Annotated in this window: 22 protein-coding genes and 1 other RNA gene; 11 read left to right on the plus strand and 12 right to left on the minus strand. The window is 60.8% G+C overall.

Annotated features, from left to right (window positions below):
- Positions 1-3: 3 nt before the first annotated feature.
- Positions 4-486 (plus strand): cyanase, encoded by a 483-nt coding sequence (gene cynS / locus AACZ65_RS17105; RefSeq protein WP_339672913.1) that lies wholly within the window; start codon positions 4-6, stop codon positions 484-486.
- A 69-nt stretch (positions 487-555) separates the two neighbouring features.
- Here cynS and AACZ65_RS17110 read toward each other — a convergent pair whose 3' ends face one another.
- From AACZ65_RS17110 to AACZ65_RS17150, 9 genes are all read right to left on the minus strand, one after another.
- On the minus strand, positions 556-921 hold the full coding sequence (locus AACZ65_RS17110) for a cupin domain-containing protein (RefSeq protein WP_037273241.1): 366 nt from the start codon (positions 919-921) through the stop codon (positions 556-558).
- Positions 922-985: 64 nt separating this feature from the next.
- The gene (locus tag AACZ65_RS17115) at positions 986-1,807 is read right to left on the minus strand and encodes an ABC transporter permease (protein ID WP_339672916.1); all 822 of its coding nucleotides are present in this window, start codon (positions 1,805-1,807) and stop codon (positions 986-988) included.
- Complete coding sequence (locus AACZ65_RS17120; RefSeq protein WP_339672918.1) at positions 1,807-2,697, minus strand: ABC transporter permease; 891 nt, start codon at positions 2,695-2,697, stop codon at positions 1,807-1,809. The genes AACZ65_RS17115 and AACZ65_RS17120 overlap by 1 nt, the downstream gene beginning before the upstream one ends.
- On the minus strand, positions 2,694-3,806 hold the full coding sequence (locus AACZ65_RS17125) for an ABC transporter ATP-binding protein (RefSeq protein ID WP_339672920.1): 1,113 nt from the start codon (positions 3,804-3,806) through the stop codon (positions 2,694-2,696). Before AACZ65_RS17125 ends, AACZ65_RS17120 begins: the two co-directional genes overlap by 4 nt.
- Before the next feature lie 51 nt (positions 3,807-3,857).
- Positions 3,858-4,898, minus strand: coding sequence for a polyamine ABC transporter substrate-binding protein (locus AACZ65_RS17130; RefSeq protein WP_339672923.1), 1,041 nt, complete (start codon positions 4,896-4,898; stop codon positions 3,858-3,860).
- Between the two features lie 95 nt (positions 4,899-4,993).
- Complete coding sequence (locus tag AACZ65_RS17135; RefSeq protein ID WP_037273246.1) at positions 4,994-6,253, minus strand: FAD-binding oxidoreductase; 1,260 nt, start codon at positions 6,251-6,253, stop codon at positions 4,994-4,996.
- 179 nt (positions 6,254-6,432) lie between these two features.
- On the minus strand, positions 6,433-7,911 hold the full coding sequence (locus AACZ65_RS17140) for a PLP-dependent aminotransferase family protein (RefSeq protein ID WP_339672925.1): 1,479 nt from the start codon (positions 7,909-7,911) through the stop codon (positions 6,433-6,435).
- A 118-nt stretch (positions 7,912-8,029) separates the two neighbouring features.
- Positions 8,030-9,130, minus strand: a complete 1,101-nt coding sequence (locus AACZ65_RS17145) for a mandelate racemase/muconate lactonizing enzyme family protein (protein WP_339672927.1) — start codon at positions 9,128-9,130, stop codon at positions 8,030-8,032.
- A gap of 109 nt (positions 9,131-9,239) precedes the next feature.
- Positions 9,240-10,043 carry a helix-turn-helix transcriptional regulator gene (locus AACZ65_RS17150; protein WP_339672929.1) on the minus strand — a complete coding sequence of 268 codons (804 nt, stop codon included), beginning with the start codon at positions 10,041-10,043 and terminating at the stop codon, positions 9,240-9,242.
- Positions 10,044-10,141: 98 nt separating this feature from the next.
- On the opposite strand from AACZ65_RS17150, the gene AACZ65_RS17155 reads away from it, so the two are divergent.
- The 7 genes from AACZ65_RS17155 to AACZ65_RS17185 all read left to right on the plus strand — a co-directional run bounded on the left by AACZ65_RS17155 (position 10,142) and on the right by AACZ65_RS17185 (position 15,953).
- Positions 10,142-11,326, plus strand: coding sequence for an ABC transporter ATP-binding protein (locus AACZ65_RS17155; protein WP_339672956.1), 1,185 nt, complete (start codon positions 10,142-10,144; stop codon positions 11,324-11,326).
- A 41-nt stretch (positions 11,327-11,367) separates the two neighbouring features.
- The gene (locus AACZ65_RS17160; RefSeq protein WP_339672931.1) at positions 11,368-12,522 is read left to right on the plus strand and encodes an extracellular solute-binding protein; all 1,155 of its coding nucleotides are present in this window, start codon (positions 11,368-11,370) and stop codon (positions 12,520-12,522) included.
- Positions 12,523-12,544: 22 nt separating this feature from the next.
- A complete protein-coding gene (locus AACZ65_RS17165; protein WP_339672933.1) occupies positions 12,545-13,396 on the plus strand; it encodes an ABC transporter permease in 852 nt (283 codons plus the stop codon).
- 7 nt (positions 13,397-13,403) lie between these two features.
- On the plus strand, positions 13,404-14,210 hold the full coding sequence (locus tag AACZ65_RS17170; RefSeq protein ID WP_339672936.1) for an ABC transporter permease: 807 nt from the start codon (positions 13,404-13,406) through the stop codon (positions 14,208-14,210).
- 4 nt (positions 14,211-14,214) lie between these two features.
- Complete coding sequence (locus AACZ65_RS17175) at positions 14,215-14,985, plus strand: SDR family oxidoreductase (RefSeq protein ID WP_339672938.1); 771 nt, start codon at positions 14,215-14,217, stop codon at positions 14,983-14,985.
- Positions 14,986-15,072: 87 nt separating this feature from the next.
- Positions 15,073-15,375 carry an SH3 domain-containing protein gene (locus AACZ65_RS17180; protein WP_339672941.1) on the plus strand — a complete coding sequence of 101 codons (303 nt, stop codon included), beginning with the start codon at positions 15,073-15,075 and terminating at the stop codon, positions 15,373-15,375.
- Between the two features lie 29 nt (positions 15,376-15,404).
- The gene (locus AACZ65_RS17185; protein ID WP_339672959.1) at positions 15,405-15,953 is read left to right on the plus strand and encodes a hypothetical protein; all 549 of its coding nucleotides are present in this window, start codon (positions 15,405-15,407) and stop codon (positions 15,951-15,953) included.
- A gap of 27 nt (positions 15,954-15,980) precedes the next feature.
- On the opposite strand, the gene ffs is transcribed toward AACZ65_RS17185, so the two are convergent.
- Both ffs and AACZ65_RS17195 read right to left on the minus strand, forming a co-directional pair.
- Positions 15,981-16,079, minus strand: an RNA gene (gene ffs / locus AACZ65_RS17190) — signal recognition particle sRNA small type.
- Complete coding sequence (locus AACZ65_RS17195) at positions 16,077-18,020, minus strand: bifunctional 2',3'-cyclic-nucleotide 2'-phosphodiesterase/3'-nucleotidase (RefSeq protein ID WP_339672943.1); 1,944 nt, start codon at positions 18,018-18,020, stop codon at positions 16,077-16,079. Before AACZ65_RS17195 ends, ffs begins: the two co-directional genes overlap by 3 nt.
- Positions 18,021-18,251: 231 nt before the next feature.
- Here AACZ65_RS17195 and nudC point away from each other — a divergent pair, with 231 nt between their 5' ends.
- The gene (nudC, locus tag AACZ65_RS17200; protein ID WP_339672945.1) at positions 18,252-19,223 is read left to right on the plus strand and encodes an NAD(+) diphosphatase; all 972 of its coding nucleotides are present in this window, start codon (positions 18,252-18,254) and stop codon (positions 19,221-19,223) included.
- Between the two features lie 53 nt (positions 19,224-19,276).
- A complete protein-coding gene (locus AACZ65_RS17205; RefSeq protein WP_339672948.1) occupies positions 19,277-19,744 on the plus strand; it encodes an SRPBCC family protein in 468 nt (155 codons plus the stop codon).
- Positions 19,745-19,759: 15 nt separating this feature from the next.
- On the opposite strand, the gene AACZ65_RS17210 is transcribed toward AACZ65_RS17205, so the two are convergent.
- A complete protein-coding gene (locus AACZ65_RS17210; protein ID WP_339672951.1) occupies positions 19,760-20,602 on the minus strand; it encodes a prephenate dehydratase in 843 nt (280 codons plus the stop codon).
- A 137-nt stretch (positions 20,603-20,739) separates the two neighbouring features.
- Between AACZ65_RS17210 and AACZ65_RS17215 the strand changes: the two genes are divergently transcribed.
- A partial coding sequence (locus tag AACZ65_RS17215; RefSeq protein WP_339672953.1) for a c-type cytochrome occupies positions 20,740-21,358 on the plus strand: 619 nt, incomplete at its 3' end.

A 21,358-nucleotide genomic window follows, 5' to 3' on the forward strand; every position in this document is an offset into this window, starting at 1 on the left:
GGAATGGAGGACCCCATGAAAGACAATCTGCACATGCCCGCATTGATGACCAAAGAGGATGTAACCACCCTGATCCTGATCGCAAAGAAACGGACCGGGATGAAATGGGAGGAGATTGCTGAAGCCATCGGCATGTCGCCCGTCTGGACCCACTCGGCCTGCATGGGCATGAACGCGATGCCCAAGGTCAAGGCCGAGGCGATTGTCGCGCTGCTCGATCTGCCGGAGGAGGCGGTTTCGGTGTTGGAGGAATATCCCACCAAGATTTGGGAACAAGCGGTGCCGACAGATCCCTGCATCTATCGCCTCTATGAAATCGTCGGCGTTTACGGCCCCACGATGAAGGCGCTGATTCAGGAAGAGTTTGGCGATGGCATCATGTCGGCGATTGATTTCGACATGAAGATCACCCGCGTGGCTAACCCCAAGGGCGACCGCGTCAAGGTCGAGATGTCAGGCAAGTTTCTGGGGTATAATTCCTGGTGAGGTAGATAATCAAAGAGTTAGGCCCGGCCGTCGCGTCCGGGCCTAACCGGGCCCTCAACCAGCTACGCTTCAAGTGGCGGGGGATGTGCTGAGGATATAGAGCTTACGCATATGCTCGTGGATCACCCATTCTCCGGTCCATCCTTGGGGCAGGACCAAAAGGTCACCGGGACCTATGTCGCGCGTGCCCTGCCCATCGGCATTCGTGACCGATGCGCGGCCAGAGATGATATGGCAATATTCGCCCATCGCCGTGCGATCGGCGGTGAAATGCCCCGGCGTGCACTCCCAAACGCCAATCTTCGTATGCCCATCGGCAGAGGCCCAGAGCAGCGCCGAAGCTTCCTCCTGCCCCGGTGTGAGGCTGGTCGGTTTTGGGGCGAAGGCGCCAATCGGCTGAGTGGCGAGGCTCTGATAAGTCTTGAGGTCGATCATTTGGGTCTCCAAAGGTTCTGTCGGTATCGCAAGGTGACGCCTCGGTTGTGGGGGCGCGCGAATGTCAGTGTTTCTTGTCTTGGCCGAATACCTGCGCCAGCACCATCATCACGGTTGTCACAAGGATCATGATTGTCGAAATGGCCGCAATGGTCGGGTCGATCTGATCGCGCAGCGCGTTGAACATGTTGCGCGTCAATGTCGGGTTGTCGCCGCCAGAGATGAACATCGCCACCACAACCTCGTCAAAAGAGGTGAGAAAGGCCAAGAGAGCACTGGTCACAATCGCAAAGCGGATCTGTGGCAGGGTGACGGTCAGAAACGCCTTCCAGCGCGGGGCGCCCAGACTGCGTGCGGCCTGTTCTTGGCTCATGTCATAGCCCTTGAGCGCAGAGCCGGTGACAATCACCACCAGAGGCAGGGCAAGCACGGTATGGGCCAGAACCAATCCGGTTACGGTGTAAAGGATGTTGAGTTTCACATAAGCGTAGAACGCGCCAATCGCCACCAGTACCAGCGGCACCATCATCGGCGTGATCATCAGGACAAACGCGAGTCTGACAAAGGCAAACCGAGAACTATGCAGCCCGTAGGCCGCCAGCACACCAATCGGTGTGGCCACGAGCATGGTCAGAAAGGCCGTCTGAAAAGAGGTCCGCGCCGCCTGCATCCATTCGCTGGAGCCAAAGAAATTATCATACCAGCGCGTTGACCAGACCTCGGGGGGAAACTCCAAATACTGACTGTCCGAAAAGGACATCGGAATCACGATCAGCGTTGGTGTCACCAACAAGATCATGACGATCACCGCAAAGACATAGAGCCACAGACGCTGACCATGGGTGACTTGCGTGTCGGTCGCCGGGGAAATGAGCCAGTTGCGCATCAATGCCCACCTCCGGTCATCCGGTCGAGGTTGAGAAACCGGGATGCGACCCAGAGGATTGCCACGGTCAGCACAAGCAGCACCACGCCCAAGGCACTGGCCGCGCCCCAGTTCACGAAAAGCTCGATGTTCGACACGATCTGCATCGATACCATGATCACCTTGCCCCCGCCCAGCACCGCCGGTGTGACAAAGAAGCCAAGGCAGAGGATGAACACCATCAGCGCCCCGGCAAAGAGCCCCGGTGTGGTCAGCGGAAAGAACACGGTCCAGAACGCCATGCGCGGGCTTGCCCCGAGATTGGCCGCAGCCTTGAGGTAATCGCGGTCAATCGCCTTCATAGCGCCGTAGACCGGCAGGATGAGAAACGGCAGCATGATATGGACCATGCCGATCAAGGTGCCGGTCATATTGTGAACGATCTTGAGCGGCTCGTCCCAGAGGCCAAGCGAAATCGCCCATTTGTTGATTAGCCCCTGCTTCTGCAACAGCACCAGCCATGCGTAGGTGCGCACCAGCAGCGATGTCCAGAACGGCAAGAGCACGGTGATGAGGCACAGATTTGCCAGGCGACTGGGCAGTTGCGACATGAAATAGGCAAAGGGGTAGCCGATCAGGATGCACAGCCCGGTGGTCAACAGGCTAACCTGAAAAGTGGTGACGAAAATGCGCAGATAGGACCGTCGGCTGATCATGCGCTCGTAATTCTCAAGTGAGAATTGTCCGTTTGCCCCGATGAACGAGACATAGAACAACCAGCCCACGGGAATGACCAGTACCACGAGAATAAGCAGGATTGCCGGGGAACTCAGGCCAAAGAGCGCCAGCCGCTCCAGCCGCTCGTCGCGGCGTAGCCCGGCGGCGTTGGTCCTTGCTGCCTGCGCGGTCATGTCTGGCTTCCGTCGATCAGCACGGTGTCTTCGGGGGCAAGCGTGAGGGTCACGCGGTCGCCCAAACGAGGCAGGGAGGTTGCATTGCTGCCCCGCACCGCGCCGCGCAAGGCCACCATTTCGCCTGTGTCCAGCCGTGCGTGCAGCAAATAGCTGTCGCCTTGATAGACCACATCCGTTGCGGTGGCGGCAAAATTGTTGGCCCCCTCACGCGGTCCATTGGGAGAAAGCACGACGCGTTCCGGTCGGATCATCAGTTGAAGGTCTGGCACGTTGGGTAATTCACCCGTGTGGATAAGTGGGACGCTTCCGAACGTCACAGTATCGCCAGTTCTACTGACGGGCAGGAATGTAGAGTCTCCGATAAAGTCAGCCACGAAACGATTTGCTGGGCGTTCATAAAGATCACGGGGCGTCGACAGTTGCATGATGCGTCCATGGTTCACCACGGCGATCCGGTCAGACATGGTCAGCGCCTCGCGCTGGTCATGAGTGACATAGACGGTGGTCATGCCCAGCTGCTCGTGCAGATGCCGCAACTCGATCTGCATCTGGTCGCGCAGCTTTTTGTCGAGCGCTGACAGGGGCTCATCCATCAACAGGATGCGGGGCTCAAAGACAATGGCGCGCGCCACGGCGACGCGCTGCTTTTGCCCACCCGAAAGCTGATCGACACGCCGGGGGCCGTAGCCGCCAAGCTGCACCGTTTCCAGCGCCCGCTCGACCCGTTCCGCAATCTCGGCCTTGGGGCGTTTGCGCAGGCGCAGCGGATAGCCCACATTGCCCGCCACGGTCATATGGGGAAACAGAGCATAGCTCTGAAAGGTCATGCCGACATCGCGCAGATGCGGCGGGGTGCGGATGACTTCGCGGTCGCCGAATCTGAGGCTGCCGCAGTCCGGCCGGGTAAAACCCGCAAGCACCATCAAGAGCGTGGTCTTGCCAGATCCCGACGGTCCCAGAAGTGTCAGAAACTCTCCGCTCTTGACCTCGAGCGACACATCGTCGAGCGCCTGCACCGCCCCGTAGGTCTTGGTGATGTTCTGCACCAAAATCGGCAGCGCTTCTGTGGCGATGTTGGTCAAAATGCTGTCCTCTGAATGGTCCATTGGCACAGACGGGCGCCGCAGCGCCCGTCTGTTCTTGTGTGGCTCTGCCGGTTATTCGGTCAGCATTTCCTGATACATCTCGGCGGCGACAGTTTCCCACTTAGCATACCATTCCAGCGAGATGGGCAGTTGCATGGCTGCATTTTCGGGCGAAGAGGGCAGGTTGGCTGCGACCTCTGCGCTGATCTCGCCGGTGTCATAGGCGGCTTTGTTGGTCGGACCGTAGGTGATGTATTTGGGCAGGTCGTCTTGATACTCGGGTTTCGAGATTTCGGCCAGGAACTGCATCGCGGCATCCTTGTTCGGCGCGCCCTTGGGAACTGCAAAACAGTCGTAGTCAAGCAAAGCCTGATTGAAGCTGTAATCCACCTTGGCCCCGTCCGCCGCAGCGTTGTCAAAGCGTCCATTCCAGCCGGTGGTCATGTCCACTTCGCCGTCTTTCATCAACTGGGCATGCTGCGCGCCAGAGGACCAGAAGACCGAGATATTGGGCCGCAACTCGCGGATCTTGTTGAGCGCGCGTTCAATTCCTTCTTCCGAACTCAGCACCTCGTAGACCTGATCCATCGGGACACCATCGGCCATAAGCGCCGGTTCGAGCGCGCCTGCAACAGAGCCGCGATAGGCGCGCGAGCCGGGAAACTTCTCGGTGTCAAAGAAATCCGCCCAGCTTTGTGGGCCGTTCTCGCCATAGGTGTCGGTGTTCCACGCATAGACGGTCGAGAACACATCGCCCCCGACGCAATACTCGGAATAAAGGTTTGGATAGAAATTGGACACGTCAATGACGTTGTAATCGAGTGGCTCCAGCAGCCCCTCCGCACCCGCGCGCGCCGCGGAACCCGATCCGCTCGCCACGATGTCGAATGTCACCTGCCCGGTCGAGACCTGCAGGCGTACATCGGCCATCCCGCCATAGGTTTCCTGCTTGACTGTAACGCCGGTCGCCGCAGAGGCGGGTTCAAACAAGGCTTTGCTTTGAGCGTCCTGATAGGACCCGCCCCAGGATGCGATGGTGATTTCCGTGGCTTGGGCAACGGCCGCACTGGCAAGCAGCGTGGCAGCGGCGGTGAGTAAAAATGTCTTTCTCATCTTGTCTTTCTCCTGTTGGAATGCCGCAAAATGGCGGTGCGTGCCGATTGTTGTTATGTTTCGCTGGCTCGGCATGTTTCAGCGAAAATTCAAGGTCAGGATGGGTTTGCGATCATGGCCCGGCGCGTCTGTCTGTTGTCCATCCAGCGATACCAGGCGACTGTTGCAGGTAGAAACCACGGCTTGCCCGTATAAAGCGGCCGGGTCGGATGCGGCACGTCGTCAAAGGCGGTCTTGCCTTCGGCGAGGCCCAGGACCTTTTGACCGGCGCGCATGCCGAGATAACCCGCCATCGACACGCCAGAACCGCAATAACCCATGGCGTAATGCACCCCGTCGTGAACGCCGGTATGCGCCAATTCGTCGAAACTATAGGCTACCGTGCCGTGCCAGGAATGGGAAATTGCGCAGTCTTTCAACTGCGGAAAAATGCGGGTCATGCTCTTGAAAAGAAGAGGCGCACTGACCGATGTGTCGGTTTCCGCCGCCGAGACGCGACCGCCAAAGAGCACGCGCCGCCGGTCTGGCGAGGCGCGGTAGTAATAGAGCACCTTGCAGGTGTCGCTGGCGATCCGGTCGGTCGGAAACAACTCGTCCATCAATGTCTCGGGCAATTCTTCGGTGGCGATGATATAGCTGCCAATGGGTATCACACGGCGTTGCAGCCAAGGGGTGAGTGCCCCGGTATAGCCATTCGTGGCCACGATCACGTCGCGTGCCCGGACCTCGCCCTTGGCGGTCTGCACGCGAAAACCGGACCCTGTGTTCTCGATCCGGTCCACGGGGCAATGCGCCACGACCTCGACACCGGCGTTGAGGGCCGCCATCAAGAGCCCGCGATGATACTTGGCAGGATGCAAGGAACAGTGTTTGGTAAAGACCACCCCGCCATGATAGAAATCCGTGCCCATCTCGCGATGCTGTTCGGCGCGGGGTACGGCAAAGCTCTCGATGCCTTCGCCCTTGCGCATTTGGTCGGCGTCGCGCACCAGTGTTTCATAATGGGCGGGGGTATGGGCCGCATGAAAGCGCCCAACACGCCGGAAATCACAGTCGATCCCCTCGGCCTCGATAAACTCGCCTATCCATTTCAGTGCCTGCTCGCCTTCGCCGCGAATGGCCCGCGCCTTTTGTGCGCCGAATTTGGCGGTCAGTTTTTCAAGCGACGGTTTCACGCTGGTGCTTATCTGGCCGCCATTGCGCGTGCTGCACCCAAAGCCAGCGGCCTCTGCGTCGATCACAACCGTTTTGCGTCCCCCGCGTGCCGTGGCGATGGCCGCACTCAGGCCGGTATAGCCCGACCCCACGATCAGCACATCGGCGTCGCGCGGTGGATCAACAGGCAGGACGGGCATCGGGCCGACCTGATCGTGCCAATAAGGATGGTGCCGAGTTGTGTCAGGTCTGCTGCCGTCCATCGAGTTACTCCGTTTGCAGGGCAAGCCAATGTGGCACCCCACAGATGCAAGGGTTAACGCTAGGGCAGGATTGGACTTTCTTTCATATCCAATTTGACAAAACAATCAGACCAATTTCAGCGTAGGGCAGGCAGGGAGCGCAGGATTTCCATCCCGCGCCGGATGTCCTCGGGGGCTGCGCTGCCAAATCCAAAGACCAACCCAGATCGCTCAATCGGGCTAAGACAGTATTTCGAGAGCGGTGCCAGAACGACGCCACGCTCTGCCGCCTGCGCTACGACTGTTTGCGCGTCAATTCCCGGCGCCAGATAGGCCGGAGTGTGAAACCCACTGGCAGTTTCCTGAAGCGCGATACAGTCGGGAAGAATGCGGCTTTCCTCCATCAACGCCTCGTAGCGCGCCTTGTAGAGCCGCCGCATCAGCCGGATATGGGTGGCAAAATGGCCCTCGTCCATGAAATCGGCAACGGTCGCCTGGGTCGCGGTGGGCGGTCCGCTGGCCCAGAAACGGAACATGCGATCAAAAGCTTCGGTCATGCGTTCGGGCACGAGGACAAAGCCCAGCCGAAGCGACGGAAAGAGCGATTTCGAGAAGGTGCCGACATAGATGACCCGCCCCGACGTATCCGTGCTGCGCAGCGCCGGTTGGGGCGCATTGCCATAGTAGAATTCTCCGTCGTAATCATCCTCGACGATCACCGCCTGCGCCGCGTCCGCCGCCTGCAACAGCTCGAATCGCCGCCCTAGCGACATCACATGCCCCAAGGGCTGTTGGTGCGACGGGGTGACAAAAGCCATGCGGAAATGCGGTGCCTTGGCCAACCCATCGGCCACGATCAAACCCTCCTGATCCACGTCCACCGGGACCAGTTCCGCCCCTTCAGACAAGAGCGCATTGCGCGCGCCCGAGGCGCCGGGGTTTTCCATCCAGACCCGATCGCCGGGATTGAGCAACAGCCGCCCGATCAAGGCAAAGGCGTGCTGCGCGCCAGAGGTGATGAAAATCTGTTCATGGTGGCACTGAATGCCCTTGAGCACGCTCAGATGCGTGGTGATTGCGCGCCGCAGGGGTTCGTATCCTTTGGGTTGGCCATACCCCATCACCGCCCCGCGCGCGCCGCGCAGATGCCGCGCCGATAGCCGCGACCAATGCGCCAGTGGAAAGGCGTCGAGTGCAGGCAAGGCCGTCACAAAGGCGCGCGCCTCATGGGGCAGCCAAGTGCGTTGGGCATAGTTCTTTTCGGCATGGCTGATGGCATAGGATACGCGCGGATCTTGCGTCGTGGTATTCGGGGGCGTGGTGGTAACAGGGGCGGGATGCTGATGTTCCAGTGTGTCGCTTACAAAGGTGCCAGAGCCCACTTGCGACACGAGCATGCCCTCTGCCACCAACCGGTCGATAGCGTCGATCACCGTGGTGCGCGATACACCTGTTTCGCGCGCCAGCGTGCGCGTCGCCGGCAGCCTGTCCCCGGCCCGCAAACCGCCCGACAGGATGATGTCGCGCAAGGCCAAGTAAAGTTGCACGCTCATGCCCTTGCGCGATGAGCGGTCAAGATGGATCGCGGATAGAAGCGCCCCGGCAGCCTGTTTCATGCGCAACTCCGACGCAATTGGTCTGGAAAGACTACATGAACCGTTAGGGCGAGCAAGCCAATTGGCGCGACATGGGCCAGAGAGCAGGCCCGTTGACCTTGGCGTTCTACAGATGCGTCTATTTCTCGGAGACCTGATAAGTTGCGGTCTCAAGCCATGCCGGAGATATTTCGACACCCCAGCCGGGGGCATCTGTGACGGTGGCGTGACCATCGTCAATCCGGTAGGGATCGCCCAGAAACAGCCCCTCTTGCCACGGGTAATAGTCTGGCCCCTCGATCGAGAATTCGAGGTATTTCCCCGCATTTGGAATGGCGCGCAAGAGGTGCATCGTGCACATCGTCACCAGCGACAGATTGGCGGCATGCGGGGTCACGGGCAGGCCCGCGCGCGCGGCCATCTGGCAGACATGCAGGGTGCGGTGCATCCCGCCCATATACATTACATCAGGCTGCACGATATCGACGGCACCGCGATCCAGCATCAATTGCCAGCTGGAATATTCGCAATCCTGTTCGCCCCCTGCAACGTCGAGCAAGAGTGCTGCGCGCACGGCGGCAGTCTGGTCATACTCCCAATAGGGGCAGGGCTCCTCGAAATGGCCGATGCCATTATCCTGCAGTAGTTTGCCCACCTCGATCGCGCGGGCAGGAGAATAGCAGGAATTGCCATCCACCAGCTTGTCTATGCCATCGCCAAGGGCGCGCGACACGGTGGGCACCACCGCCTCGGTGCGGCCCGGCCATTCGTCGTGGTCGCGCCCCGCCTCGGCACCCACGCGCCATTTGAACGCGGTGAAACCCTTGTCGTCGCGCAGGCGGCAAAAGCGGGCGGCCTCATCCTCGGGGGTGATGTCGCGGCGCATCGAACTGGCATAGGCGCGCACACGACCCGGCGCGCCGCCCAAGAGGGCTGCGACCGCCTTGCCCTCAAGCTTGCCGCGCATGTCCCAGAGCGCGGTATCAAGCCCGGTCATGGCGCGACGCAGATAGCTGCCGGGGTATTTCAACTCGCGCTCGTAAATGAGATTGAGGGTATCCGCAAAATCGAGCGCATCGGTGCCGAGCGCATGCGGCGCGATCTGGCGGTGAAAGATCGTGCAGGTGATGTCGGCGTTATAGGTCGATACCTGTCCCCAACCTTGGTCGCCGCTATCCGTGGTCACGCGCACGAAACCCACAAATTCGTTGCAAAATGTCTCTAGCCGCGCAATCCGCATGTCTGTCTCCCGTTGGCCTTGCAGTTCACGTTGCTGATAAAGCGGTTGGGAACAAGCGCCACTCTGGGGGCGTATGCCAGTCCAATTCGTGCGGCGCTGCACCTCGTGTTCAGGCGAGCTCGGACAAGGCGGCAATAAAGCTGGAAAACAGCTCTCCTTGCGAACTCACACGCAGTTTCGCGTAGATATTGCGGCGGTGGATGCGCACGGTTCCCGGTGAAATGCCCAAGGCGCGGCCAGTGGCATCGGCGGAATGACCCTTGAGCACATACTCTACCACCTCTGCTTCGCGCGGGGTCAGCAGGTTGCGTCCAAGGCTTTGAAAGGCGTCCTCGATCAGTTGCGGCAGGCGTGGACCATCGGTCTGGGGCCGCGCCGAGAATTGGGAGATCAGCCCGCCCCATTGTTTCTGGGCGATGGCCGCGACAAAGGGAAAAGCCGCTTCAAGATCGCGGAACTCGCGGGCCGAAAAGACCTTGTGTTCACGCATGGCGGAAATCACCACGCTGACCCCGTCGCCAATCTCGACGATAAAGCCTATTTCTTCGGCAAGTCCGGTCTGGATGTAATAATTGCGAAAATATTCCGCCTGGTAGAAACGATCGGGGGCCAGATCGCGTAACCGTGCCAGACGCGGTGTCGTGGGGGACGCCGTATTGAGGTAGAAGGGATCAAGAAGATAGGGCCCTTCCTGATAGTCATCGACCATCACCTTGCGCTTGGCTGCGGGAAAATCATCATACAAATCAAGCGGTTTGTGGTCGCGGTAATAGGCAAAGATCACGGTGAATTCATAGGGCACGATGCTGCGCAGCGCCGTGGTGAGGGCCGGGGCAAGATCGGCTGTGCCAAGCGCAGAGACCGCGCGCGCACTGGTCTCGAACCAATCTGAGATCTGCGTTTTTGTCGTCATCTATGCTCTTTATGATATATACAACCGTCTGCGATTTTCTTACCGTTTTAAGAATATATGGCATAGGCGCAGAGGCGCGGCAACACGAGAGGACCGGCATGCTGGATGCGAATGCCGAGGCGGGGATCAGGATGGGCGCGAGCCGGGAACAGGGAACGCAAAACGCACAGGCCCACCCTGCGGAGGCGGATTGCGTCGCCGAGTTCGTCGGGGCTACCAAGCGATTTGGCGCGGTGCTGGCGGCGGATCGGATCAACCTGCGCATTCGGCGCGGCGAGTTCCTGTCCTTTCTTGGCCCCTCTGGCTGTGGCAAGACCACGGCGCTGCGGATGCTGGCCGGGTTCGAAAACCCAAGCGACGGCATGGTGCGGATCGACGGTCAGGATGTCAGCCGCGTGCCCGCCTACGCGCGCCCGGTGAACATGGTGTTTCAGCACTACGCGCTTTTCCCGCATATGACCGTGGCGCAGAACATCGGATATGGGTTGCGGCAGGTGCGGCCGAAACTGGCGAAATCCGAGATTGCCGCGCGGGTCGAGGCCGCCTTGGCCAAGGTGCGGCTTGAGGCTTTTGGCGCGCGGCGGACATGGGAATTGTCGGGCGGGCAACAGCAGCGCGTGGCGCTGGCGCGCGCGATCATCAACGAACCCAAGCTCTTGTTACTGGATGAGCCGATGGCGGCACTCGATGCCAAGCTGCGCGGCGAAATGCAGCGCGAACTGCTCGATCTGCAACGCAGCCTTGGCATTACCTTTGTTCTGGTCACGCATGATCAGGAAGAGGCGCTGTCGATGTCGGACCGGATTTGCATCATGGGCGCAGGGCGGATCGTGCAGGTGGGCACGCCGCAGGATCTCTATGATCGGCCCCGCAATCGCTATGTGGCGGATTTCGTGGGCAAGGCGAATATCCTGAGCGGAGAGGTTCTGTCGCGGCAGGCAGGTCTGGCGCGGATCGCCCTAGCAGGGGGCGCACAGGTCATGGTGCCGGAGGCGGCGGGGGATACGCGCCGCCATGTGGACATTGCGGTGCGCCCCGAGGCGCTGCGCCTTGGCGTGGCAGGCGATGCCCCGGGCGAGGATGCGGCGCTGCGGGCGCGGATCACGCACCGCACCTTTCTGGGCGATCATACCGAATATCTGTTGCAGGCCGAGGGGATCGGCCCGCTTCAGGTCAATGTTCCGCGACAGGCCGAAAGAGCCTTGGGCGGGCAGGGGGTGGGCGATGAAGTCCACATCCTCTGGACGGCGGGCACGGGTCTGGTTCTGGCTGCCGAAGAGTGACGGATGACAACTGCACCAAGTTCAACAAGGGAAACGAGACGATGACACAGGATAACACGACGATTTCGCGCAAGAAATTCATCGAAGAACTGCGCCGCTACGAAAAGGGCTCGATCAGCCGGCGGCAGTTTCTGGGCACCACGGGTCTTGGAACTGCGATGGCGGTGTTGGGGGGCGCCTTGCCGGGCCTTTTGCCGGGGCGTGCCATGGCGGAGGATCTGGGCGACCGGGTGGTGCTGGCGACCTGGCCAAACTACCATGATGCGGCAAACTTTGATCGCTTCGCCGATGAGACCGGCGTTTTCTCTCAGGTGAATGTGTTTGGCTCGAATGAGGAAATGCTGGCCAAGATTCAGGCGGGCGGCTCGGGTTGGGATGTGTTCGTACCGACCAACTATGCGATTTCGACCTATGTGGAGGCCGGTCTGATCGAGCCTTTGGATCTCTCGAAACTGCCCAATTATGATCCCGCCGCGTTTGATGCGCGCTTTGCAGATGCGGGCACGATTGACGGCAAGGTCTATGCCGTGCCGAAGAACTGGGGCACCACGGGGATCGCCTCGAACACCGCCAAGACCGGCGGCGTGGTCGACAGCTGGAAGACCTTTTTCGACGGGGCCAAGGATCAGTTCGATGGGCGCGTCATGGTGCATGACTATCAGCTGACCACCATCGGCAACGCGCTGGCCTATTTCGGCTACAGCTTCAATTCGGTCGATCCGGCAGAATTGGCAGAGGCCGAAAAGCTGCTGATCGAGGTCAAGCCGCATCTCTTTGCGATTTCTTCGGATTATCAGCCCGCGATGCGCAATGGCGATGCTTGGCTTACGATGTGCTGGACGGGGGATGGCAAGCAGCTCAACACCGATCTGCCTGAAATCGCCTTTGCCTTGGGCAAGGAGGGGGGCGAAATCTGGTCGGATTACTATGCCATTCCGGTCGGCGCACCGCACCGCGAGGCGGCCTATGCGCTGATTAACTATCTGCTCGCCCCCGAGGTCAACGCGCGCGAGGCGCTGGCGCATGGCTATCCGGTGGCGGATGCGCGCACCAATGCGCTCTTGCCCGAAGATCTGCTGAACGATCCGATCCTCTACCCGGCAGCAGAGGCGCTCAATGCGCTGGAATTCGGGGCTGCGGTCACACTGACCGATCCCAACCGCGCCGAATTGATGGCCCGGTTCAAATCGGCCTGACCGGGGAATGAGGGCGATGGCCATGACAAGAACACGGGCGCGCGCGTTGCTTCTGATGCCAGCGGGCATCTGGTATGCCGTGCTGCTCTTGTTCCCTCTGGCTGTCGTCCTCGTCTTTTCCTTTGGTGAGCGGAACCCGATTGGTGGCTACGCGCCGGGCTTTACCTTCGAGCAATACGCAAATCTGCCTGCGCGCCTCTCGGCTTTTCTCAATACGCTGACATTGGCCCCCATGGGCACGCTGGCGGCGCTGCTCATTGCCTATCCGCTGGCCTATTACCTGGCGTTGAAGGTGTCGGCGCGTTGGAAGACAACGCTGCTCATTCTCGTGATCGTTCCGTTCTGGACCTCGATCCTGATCCGGTCCTATGCGTGGATTTACCTGCTTGGGGGCAATGGCATTCCGGCGCTGCTGGAGGCGCTGGGTCTGGGTGACATTCGCCTCATCAATACACCTTTTGCGGTGCTGGTAGGGATCGTTTACGGATACCTGCCATTGATGGTCTTTCCGATCTATGTGGCGCTGGAAAAGCTGGATCGCAGCCTGCTCGAGGCGGCGGCGGACCTGGGCACGCCGCCTTGGCGCAGTTTTCTGCAAATCACGCTGCCTTTGTCGATGCCGGGTGTTCTGACAGGGTCGATGCTGGTCTTTATCCTGCTTACCGGCGAGTTTCTGATCCCCGCCATTCTGGGTGGCGGCAAGGTATTCTTTGTCGGCAATGCGCTGGTTGATCTCTTCCTGCAGTCGCGCAACTGGGCGTTCGGATCGGCGGTGGCCGTGGCGCTGATCGTGATCATGTTGATCGTTGTGGCCCTCTATAGCCGTGCGGTTCGCCGCTTTGGTGCGGGCCGCGACGATGTCGGGCTGATGTGAGGACGTCATGAGAGCCTATGCCATTGCCGTCTTTGCGTTTCTCTACCTGCCCATCGGGATCATCGCGCTATTCTCGTTTTCGGCCGGGCGGTCGGCGAGTTCGATGCAAGGGTTCTCGACCGAATGGTATGGCCGTGCGCTCAGCAATCCCTTTGTGATGGAGGCGCTCTGGACCTCGGTCAAGGTGGCGTTTCTGTCGGCTGTTCTGGCGACGGTGGCAGGTACTATGGCGGCGCTGGCGCTGACGGGCATGCGGGGGCGGTTGCGGGTGTTTTTCGACACGCTGGTGCAGATTGCGGTGATGATTCCCGGCATCGTGATCGGCATTGCTGCACTGATCGCGTTGGTCACGGTGTTCGATCTTGTCAATCCGTGGCTTGAGGCAATGAGCGGCCGTAGGCTGTCCTTGGGCATGGGATCGCTCATTGGGTTGCATGGCATGTTCACCATGTCCTTGGTGGTCCTGCTGGTGCGTGGGCGGCTCGAGAGCTTTGATCGTGCGCAAATCGAAGCCTCAAGCGATCTGGGGGCTGGCCCGGTGGCGACCTTTTTGCAAGTGACGCTGCCGCAGATTGCGCCGGCCATTCTGGCGGGGTTTCTCTTGGCCTTCACCTTCAGCTTTGATGATTTCATCATGGCGTTCTTTGTCGCCGGGTCCGAGACGACCCTGCCGATTTACATTTTCTCGTCGATCCGCCGGGGCGTAACACCCGAAATCAATGCGATTGGCACGATGGTCATGATCGCGTCCCTGACGCTCTTGATCATCGCACAGGTGCTGTTGCGTCCCGGCGCGGCGAAGGCCGGGCGCTGACCTTATGCAGGAGAATGGCATGCTCAAGGATCGAATCGCGCTGGTGACGGCGGCAGGGTCAGGAATTGGTCGGGCGGGGGCGATTGCGATGGCCCGTGAGGGGGCGGTGGTCATTGTCACCGATCTGGATGGCGATCTGGCACTGGAGACATTGACTCAGATCGAGGCGGCAGGCGGACGGGGGGCGACCTTTGCGCTGGATGTGACAGAGGATGCAGCCTGCGCCGCGATGGTCGAGAAGGTGGTTGCGGATTGGGGCCGGATCGACATTCTGCACAGCCACGCGGGCATCCAGATCCCAGGACGCGCCGAGGATGTGACGCCTGCGCAGATGGATGCCGCATGGGCACTGAACGTGAGGGCGCATTTCGTGTTGGCGCGGGCGGTGATTGTCCCAATGCGCGCGCAGGGAGGCGGATCGGTGATTGTAACCGCGTCTAACTCGGGATGCCAGTATGACCGGGGTATGGTGTCCTATGCCACGACCAAACATGCCGCCGTGGCGATGGTGAAACAGATGGCTGTGGATTACGCGGCTGAGAACATCAGGTTCAACGCATTATGCCCCGGCTTTGTCGATACGCCGTTCAATGCCGGGTTTGAGACACAGATGGGCGGGCGCGCGGCTTTGGAATCCTACGTCGCCGGGTCGATTCCCATGGGCCGTTGGGCCAGCGTCGAGGAAATCGCACACGGGATCGTCTATCTGGCTTCGGACCGCTCCAGCTTTGTCACGGGGCTGGCGCTTGTGATTGACGGCGGTGAAATGCTTTAGGGAAAGCCCGCGATAGGGTGCGCGCGACTATTTCGTTTCGGGGGGCAAACGGGTAGAACTGCAACCATCAACAGGCCGGAGGATGCTATGCGCAGGGCTCTTATCGTTGGATTGGCAAGCCTATTTGCCGGAGCGCTTCTGGGGACGTCATCGGCAGAAGCTGCCTCGCTTGGGCGCTACGAGGTCCATGGGGTTGCGGACGATGACATGCTCAAGATGCGGGCGGGGCCCGGCACCGGCTATGACGTGATCGTGGGTCTGCCCAATGGTACCGTTCTGCGGGTGCATAGCTGTCAGCAGACGGGAGGCACGCGCTGGTGCGAAGTCTCGCTCGACCGGGCGCGGGGGCTGCGGGGGCATGTGTCGTGGGCCTATTTGCGCAAGCTGTGATGCGGGCATTGCCGATCATAGTGGCTCTGATGCTCTGCGTTGGGGGCGTGGCAACGGATGCGCGCGCCGCTGATGTGGCATCGCCTCCCGCTGGGCTAATGTGGAACAAGACTGGCCTGCCTGCCGTTTTCCCGCTTCAGGTCAAGACCTTGCCGGGGCGTGATCATGTCCTGACCTTGCTTGATGTGAAGACCGGCGAAGAGGCCTTGGCCGCCTATATCCGGGGCGGCGCATTCTTTCGCGTACTGGTGCCACCGGGGGTTTACCGGCTGCGATTCGTCAGCGGCAAACACTGGCAGGGCGAAGAGGCGCTGTTTGGGCAAGGGGCTGATACCGAGGTTTTCGAGCTGCGGCACCCCCTTGAGTTTGAGACGCGCGGGCTTGGTATCAAGTCGGGTCATATTGTGGACTTGCGCGGCCGTGGTATGGAGGCGCGGATCACGGATCAGCGCATTTGCCAGGCGTTCCGTCCTGATTTGCCTCGGGCCAAAGTGCCAGTGCGAGAGGGCAGTCGCGCTGTTGGCCCTGATTTTCAAGCGCCTCAACGCGGCAATCTGCGGGCGCGCTACTGCGGTTAACGCCTTTGCGGCTTGCTACAGGGAAAAGGGTGAGAGGCTGGACAACGACCCAAGCGGGGCTCGTTACGGCTGCTTCCTTCCGGACCTGACCGGGTTGGCGAGGTGCCTGCCCGCGCCAACCTCTCAGGGCGTCATATAGGCGTCTGCCACGGGATGCGCAAGTGTAGGCTGCGTATCTGGCAAAGGTAGGGAAAGGCGCAGGAACCCTGTCTCTGTCAAACCAAGATCAGTCGCGTTCAAGGCGGCGATATCGGCAGGATGGGCGCGCAGGCCGGGACCGGTTTCGACCGTGACGGTAGTTCCGGGCTGAGGGGCAAAGCGCCAAGTCGGATCTGGCGCTGCTGCGATTTGACCCAAGGCCGCGACATGATCTGCAAGGATGTCGCGCACCGGGCGAGTGCCGGAATAGATCAACCCTGTCTCGGCGAGCGGGGCAAAGGGCCCCCCGCCATGCGCGCGATAGCTGTTGGTGGCGATGATGAAATGGGCATCGTGCCGGACGGGTTTGCCTGCGTGGCGCAGGTCGCGGATGCGCCGAGCCTTGGGATTGATCAGCGCGCCGAAAAGATCGTAGCGCGCGGGCTGGCTCAGGTCGATGGCATAGCTGAGCCCGTCGATCACATCGAAATCGTGCCCTGGCACAGAGGGATCAAGCAGCGGTTGATCTGGCAGACCGGGCATAATCTGGTTGAAGCAGATGGCGGCGCGTTCCAGCCAATCGCGCACATCAGCCCCGGTCACAAGCAGACCGCAAAGCGTGTTGGGAAAGCCATAGAGATCGGCGATGTGGCGCAGGCGCAGCGGGCCCTTTGGGATATCGGTGAAATGCGCGGGGCCGCCGCGGCCGCCGGTCTTGAACGGGGCAGTGGCGGAGAGCAGAGGCAGCCCGGCATGCGGGCTATCGGCCAAGGCCGCGGCCAGTGCCCGACGTTGGGCTTCATTGACGAGGTGCAGGATGGGATCGTCGCGCAATAGGCTGAGATAGCTGTGGAGGGGGGTCTTGGTCTGACCGATTTCCCGCGCGGTAAGGGCTGTGGTGTGGCGGTGGGCGGTGTCGAGCGCCCTGCAAAGTGCGGGGCATGGCGGGGCTCCGACCGCAGGCAGAAGGCGGGCATGATGCGCTGTCACGTGCCATTCCTTGGCATCGCGGGTCAGCATCAGGTCAAGCTGGCCCAGATGGTCGCCGCGAAATCCGGCCATCAGGCAGGGTGTGCCGTAGAGTGTGCCGTTGCTTGTGTCGGCGCCGGGAATGCCATGGTGATCTGTGCTGGGAAAGCTTTTGTGGCTGTGGCCTGCAAGCAGGGCGTCGATGCCGGGCAGGCGGGCGAGCGCACGTGCGGCGTTTTCCATCATCGGGCGGTCTGGTCCGGGATCGATGCCGGTATGGGCCATGAGCAGGATCAGATCGGCGCCCAAAGCACGCAAGGCAGGCACCCAATCGCGCGCGCTCTCGACCATGTCGCGCACATCGACGCGGCCTGAGAGGTGGGCGTGGTCCCATGTCAGTATTTGCGGCGGAACGAGGCCCAACAGGCCGATCCGCAAATCATGCGACCTGCCGGCACCATCCTGCATCTGGCGGGTAAGCAGCAGATAGGGCGGCAAGAGCGTCTTATCCTCGGTCGGCGTTGCGCCGCGCCGGATCAGGACATTGCAGCACGTCAAGGGAAAGCGCGCCTGCGCCAAGGTTTCCGTCAGCCAGTCGAGGCCATAGTTGAATTCGTGATTGCCAAGTGTGCCCGCGTCATACCCGATCTCGTTCATGGCGGAGATGACGGGATGTGGTCCGCTCCAGCCCTGATCTGGCTGCGCGGTGAGATCGGTGAGCGGTGTGCCTTGCAGGAAATCGCCATTATCCAGCAGCAGGCAGTTTGCCGCCCCAACCTCGGACCTTGCGTGCCGGATCAGCGTGGCCAGCCGCGCCAGACCCCAGGGCCGGTTGGATTGGTTGGTGTAGTAGTCGAAGGGTAACAGATGGCCGTGGACATCTGTGGTCTGCAATATCCGCAGGCGCAAGGTTTCGCGACAGGCAGGTATTGGGGCTGTTTTGGCAACGGGGTCGGTCAAATCGTCAACGCTCTAATACCGGGCGTGGCCCCGGTGCTACCATGAAAATGAAACCGCTTGGACAGGGTACAAATACAAGTTTTGCCAGAGGCTTAGAGAGGTTGGCATGTCGGCGCGCCGCGATCAATACACTATAAGTTGCAAATTGTGATTTGCCTGTGCTTTGTGCGCCTAGGCTCTTGTCTTGTGGACATGGGCATTGTGTAGAGAGTTAGGCACGGGAGGCGGTTGATGCGGACAGCGGAACAGGTGACATTCGGGGGATCGGGGCTCGACCGGGCCGATGAGGTGCGCGGTGACGAGGCCATGATCCAGGTGGCGGTGGCAGAGGGCCGCGCGCGGTCGATCGTGCTCTGGCGGGGCAAGCCGCTGCTGCGTGCGGAAACGCTTGATCAGTTGGTCGTGGTGACGCCGGATCATCCGGTTCTTGCGCGCTACAAGGTGCCGCCGATCCTATTGGGGCGTGACGAAAGCGGTGATCTGATTCTGGCGCATGATATTTCTGCCTGGGTGCCGCCAGGGCTGGAACCTGACCAACTGGATACGTTTCTGGATGCCTCCGAGCAGGTGCATCCCGACCTGCCCGAGGGCAGCGCCTTTGCCGAATTGCGGCGGGTGATGACGCGGCTCAGCCCGCGCGACGCAGAGCTTGCGGCGACGGCCAAGGCGGTGTTCGGCTGGCATCTGACGCACCGCTTTTGCGCGCGCTGCGGTCAGGAAAGCCGGATGATCCGGGCGGGATGGCAGCGGGCCTGCGATCATTGTGGCGGCCAGCATTTCCCGCGCACCGACCCGGTGGTCATCATGTTGATTACGCGCGAAAATTCTGTACTCATGGGGCGATCTCCGGGCTGGCCCGAGGGGATGTATTCGCTCTTGGCCGGGTTCATCGAGCCGGGCGAGACCATCGAGGCGGCTGTGCGGCGTGAGGTCTGGGAAGAGGCAGGGGTAAAAGTGGGACAAGTCAGTTATCTGGCGAGCCAGCCTTGGCCGTTTCCCGCCTCGCTCATGTTCGGCTGTCGCGGCGAGGCGCTGAGCGAGGAGATCACGATTGATCCGCAGGAGATCGAGGATGCCCAATGGATGAGCCGAGAAGAGATCCTCTCGGCCTTCGCCGGGGAGCATCCGTTCCTGATGCCTGCGCGCAAGGGGGCGATTGCGCATTTCCTGCTTGAGAACTGGCTTGCCGACTGTCTGGATTGAGGTGACAATGGATGCGGGCAAAGCGATAACAAACCGAAAAGGGCGGTCTGGGGATGCAGTTTACCGGCAGGGAAGATATTGAGGCCCCAATCGAGCGGGTTTTCGAAGAAATCACGGATTTTCAAGGATTTGAACGCTCGGCGTTGCGGCGCGGGGCGGATGTGCGGCGCACGGACAAGCTGAAGGTGCCGGGGGTCGGCATGAGTTGGCATGCTGTATTCAAGCTGCGCGGCAAGCAGCGCAAAGTGGATGTGAGCGTTGTTGACTACGATCCGCCCAACGGGATCAAGCTGGGCTTGATCTCGCCTTCGATTGAGGGGCAGATGATCGCGGAACTTGTGGCGCTGTCGCGGGGACGCACGCGGATGACGGTCACGCTGGTGTTGCAGCCGCGCACCTTGGCGGCGCGGCTGATGATGCAATCGCTAAGACTGGCGCGCAATAACCTGACAAAACGGTTCAAGGTCCGGCTGGCGGAATACGCGGCAGAGATAGAGGACCGGTATACGCGATCCGCCTGAAGTAAGTGTCGGTATTCAGTCGGTATCGTGTCGGCGCGGATCGGCGGGGTAAACGCCTAGAATCGTCACGTTCGAGGTGAAGTAATCCAACTCATCCAGCGCCCGCGCGACGGCCGGATCATCTGGATGACCTTCGATGTCGGCGTAGAACTGCGTCGCGGTAAAGGACCCGCCGACCATGTAGCTTTCGAGCTTGGTCATGTTGACACCATTGGTGGCAAAGCCGCCCATGGCCTTGTAAAGCGCCGCCGGAATGTTGCGGACCTGAAAGACGAACGTCGTCATCATCCCATTGTCACCGCGCTGCGAGAAATCGGGCTCTCGTGCCATCACGAGAAAGCGGGTGGTGTTGTTGCCCTGATCCTCGATATGCCGGGCGATCACGTCGAGACCGTAGATCTCGCCTGCCAACTCGCTGGCAAGGGCGGCCATTTCCGGTTTGCCGGCCTCGGCCACCTGACGGGCGGAGCCTGCGGTATCGGCTCCGGTCACGCGGTGGATGCCGTGGCGTTCGAGAAAGGCGCGGCACTGGCCCAACAGCATTGTGTGGCTCATCGCACTCTCGATTTCGTCGAGGCGCACGCCGGGCAGCGCCAAGAGGTTTATATGTACCCGCACAAAGGCCTCGTCCACGATATGCAGGCCCGATTCGGGCAAGAGGTGGTGAATGTCGGCCACCCGACCAAAGGTAGAATTCTCGACCGGCAGCATGGCCAAATCGGCCTGACCCTCGCGCACCGCAGAAATCGCGTCCTCAAAGGTGCGGCAGGGCAGTGCCTCCATCTCGGGATAGGTCTCGCGACAGGCTTGATGCGAGTAGGCGCCAAGCTCTCCCTGAAAGGCGATGCGGTTGGTCATCTGCGTTTTTCCGTGTTTTTGGCCCGGTCGGGCGTTTGGTCGCGGAAACTACACCTTGCGCGCCAGTAGGGGAAGCGGATAGATACGCGGCCAACGACGGATCAAATGGAAACGGGCCTATGTTCGACACAATGACGATGACAAAGACCGCGGGCGCACTGTGTGGCGCGCTCTTGGTGTTCCTTTTGGGCAATTGGGCGGCGGAGTCGATTTATTCGATGGGCGGCGGCCACGGCGAGGACCACGCGCAGGGCTATGTGATCGACACGGGCGATGCTGGTGCCGAGGAAGTGGTGGAAGAAGGCCCGAGCCTTGCCACGCTGATGGCGGCGGCTGATCCGGCGAATGGCGAAAAGTTGTTCCGCAATTGTGCCGCTTGCCACGCGGTTGTTCAGGGTGAGAACAAGGTTGGCCCGTATCTCTACGGTGTCGTCGGACGCGATGTTGGCGCGGCTTCGGGCTACGGCTCTTATTCGGGGGCTCTGACGGCTGTGGCGCAGGTCTGGACGCCGGTCGAGCTGAATGCGTTTCTGGAGAACCCCAAGGGGTATGCGCCTGGAACGACAATGGGCTATGCAGGTATGCGCAAGGCCGAAGATCGCGCAGACCTGATCGCCTATCTTGATCAGACCGATGGCACGACCTTTGAAATGCCGGTAGAAGAAGCAGCAGCCGAGCCTGCAGCAGAGGAAGCAGCAGCTGAGCCTGCGGCAGAGGAAGCGGCAGCCGAGCCTGCGGCAGAGGAAGCGGCAGCCG

It is taken from the genome of uncultured Roseovarius sp., assembly GCF_963972555.1.
Taxonomy (GTDB): Bacteria; Pseudomonadota; Alphaproteobacteria; order Rhodobacterales; family Rhodobacteraceae; genus Roseovarius; species Roseovarius mucosus.

What these genes read in the sequence shown, in the direction of transcription:
- AACZ65_RS17145 (WP_339672927.1), bottom strand. Translation starts at nt 9,130, where the DNA reads ATGCGGATTGCGCGGCTAGAGACATTTTGCAACGAATTTGTGGGTTTC.
- AACZ65_RS17210 (WP_339672951.1), bottom strand. Translation starts at nt 20,602, where the DNA reads ATGACCAACCGCATCGCCTTTCAGGGAGAGCTTGGCGCCTACTCGCAT.
- AACZ65_RS17170 (WP_339672936.1), top strand. Translation starts at nt 13,404, where the DNA reads ATGAGAGCCTATGCCATTGCCGTCTTTGCGTTTCTCTACCTGCCCATC.
- nudC (WP_339672945.1), top strand. Translation starts at nt 18,252, where the DNA reads ATGCGGACAGCGGAACAGGTGACATTCGGGGGATCGGGGCTCGACCGG.
- AACZ65_RS17175 (WP_339672938.1), top strand. Translation starts at nt 14,215, where the DNA reads ATGCAGGAGAATGGCATGCTCAAGGATCGAATCGCGCTGGTGACGGCG.
- AACZ65_RS17110 (WP_037273241.1), bottom strand. Translation starts at nt 921, where the DNA reads ATGATCGACCTCAAGACTTATCAGAGCCTCGCCACTCAGCCGATTGGC.
- AACZ65_RS17155 (WP_339672956.1), top strand. Translation starts at nt 10,142, where the DNA reads ATGCTGGATGCGAATGCCGAGGCGGGGATCAGGATGGGCGCGAGCCGG.
- AACZ65_RS17165 (WP_339672933.1), top strand. Translation starts at nt 12,545, where the DNA reads ATGACAAGAACACGGGCGCGCGCGTTGCTTCTGATGCCAGCGGGCATC.
- AACZ65_RS17140 (WP_339672925.1), bottom strand. Translation starts at nt 7,911, where the DNA reads ATGAAACAGGCTGCCGGGGCGCTTCTATCCGCGATCCATCTTGACCGC.
- AACZ65_RS17185 (WP_339672959.1), top strand. Translation starts at nt 15,405, where the DNA reads ATGCTCTGCGTTGGGGGCGTGGCAACGGATGCGCGCGCCGCTGATGTG.
- cynS (WP_339672913.1), top strand. Translation starts at nt 4, where the DNA reads ATGGAGGACCCCATGAAAGACAATCTGCACATGCCCGCATTGATGACC.
- AACZ65_RS17205 (WP_339672948.1), top strand. Translation starts at nt 19,277, where the DNA reads ATGCAGTTTACCGGCAGGGAAGATATTGAGGCCCCAATCGAGCGGGTT.
- AACZ65_RS17115 (WP_339672916.1), bottom strand. Translation starts at nt 1,807, where the DNA reads ATGCGCAACTGGCTCATTTCCCCGGCGACCGACACGCAAGTCACCCAT.
- AACZ65_RS17160 (WP_339672931.1), top strand. Translation starts at nt 11,368, where the DNA reads ATGACACAGGATAACACGACGATTTCGCGCAAGAAATTCATCGAAGAA.
- AACZ65_RS17120 (WP_339672918.1), bottom strand. Translation starts at nt 2,697, where the DNA reads ATGACCGCGCAGGCAGCAAGGACCAACGCCGCCGGGCTACGCCGCGAC.
- AACZ65_RS17135 (WP_037273246.1), bottom strand. Translation starts at nt 6,253, where the DNA reads ATGCCCGTCCTGCCTGTTGATCCACCGCGCGACGCCGATGTGCTGATC.
- AACZ65_RS17150 (WP_339672929.1), bottom strand. Translation starts at nt 10,043, where the DNA reads ATGACGACAAAAACGCAGATCTCAGATTGGTTCGAGACCAGTGCGCGC.
- AACZ65_RS17180 (WP_339672941.1), top strand. Translation starts at nt 15,073, where the DNA reads ATGCGCAGGGCTCTTATCGTTGGATTGGCAAGCCTATTTGCCGGAGCG.
- AACZ65_RS17125 (WP_339672920.1), bottom strand. Translation starts at nt 3,806, where the DNA reads ATGGACCATTCAGAGGACAGCATTTTGACCAACATCGCCACAGAAGCG.
- AACZ65_RS17130 (WP_339672923.1), bottom strand. Translation starts at nt 4,898, where the DNA reads ATGAGAAAGACATTTTTACTCACCGCCGCTGCCACGCTGCTTGCCAGT.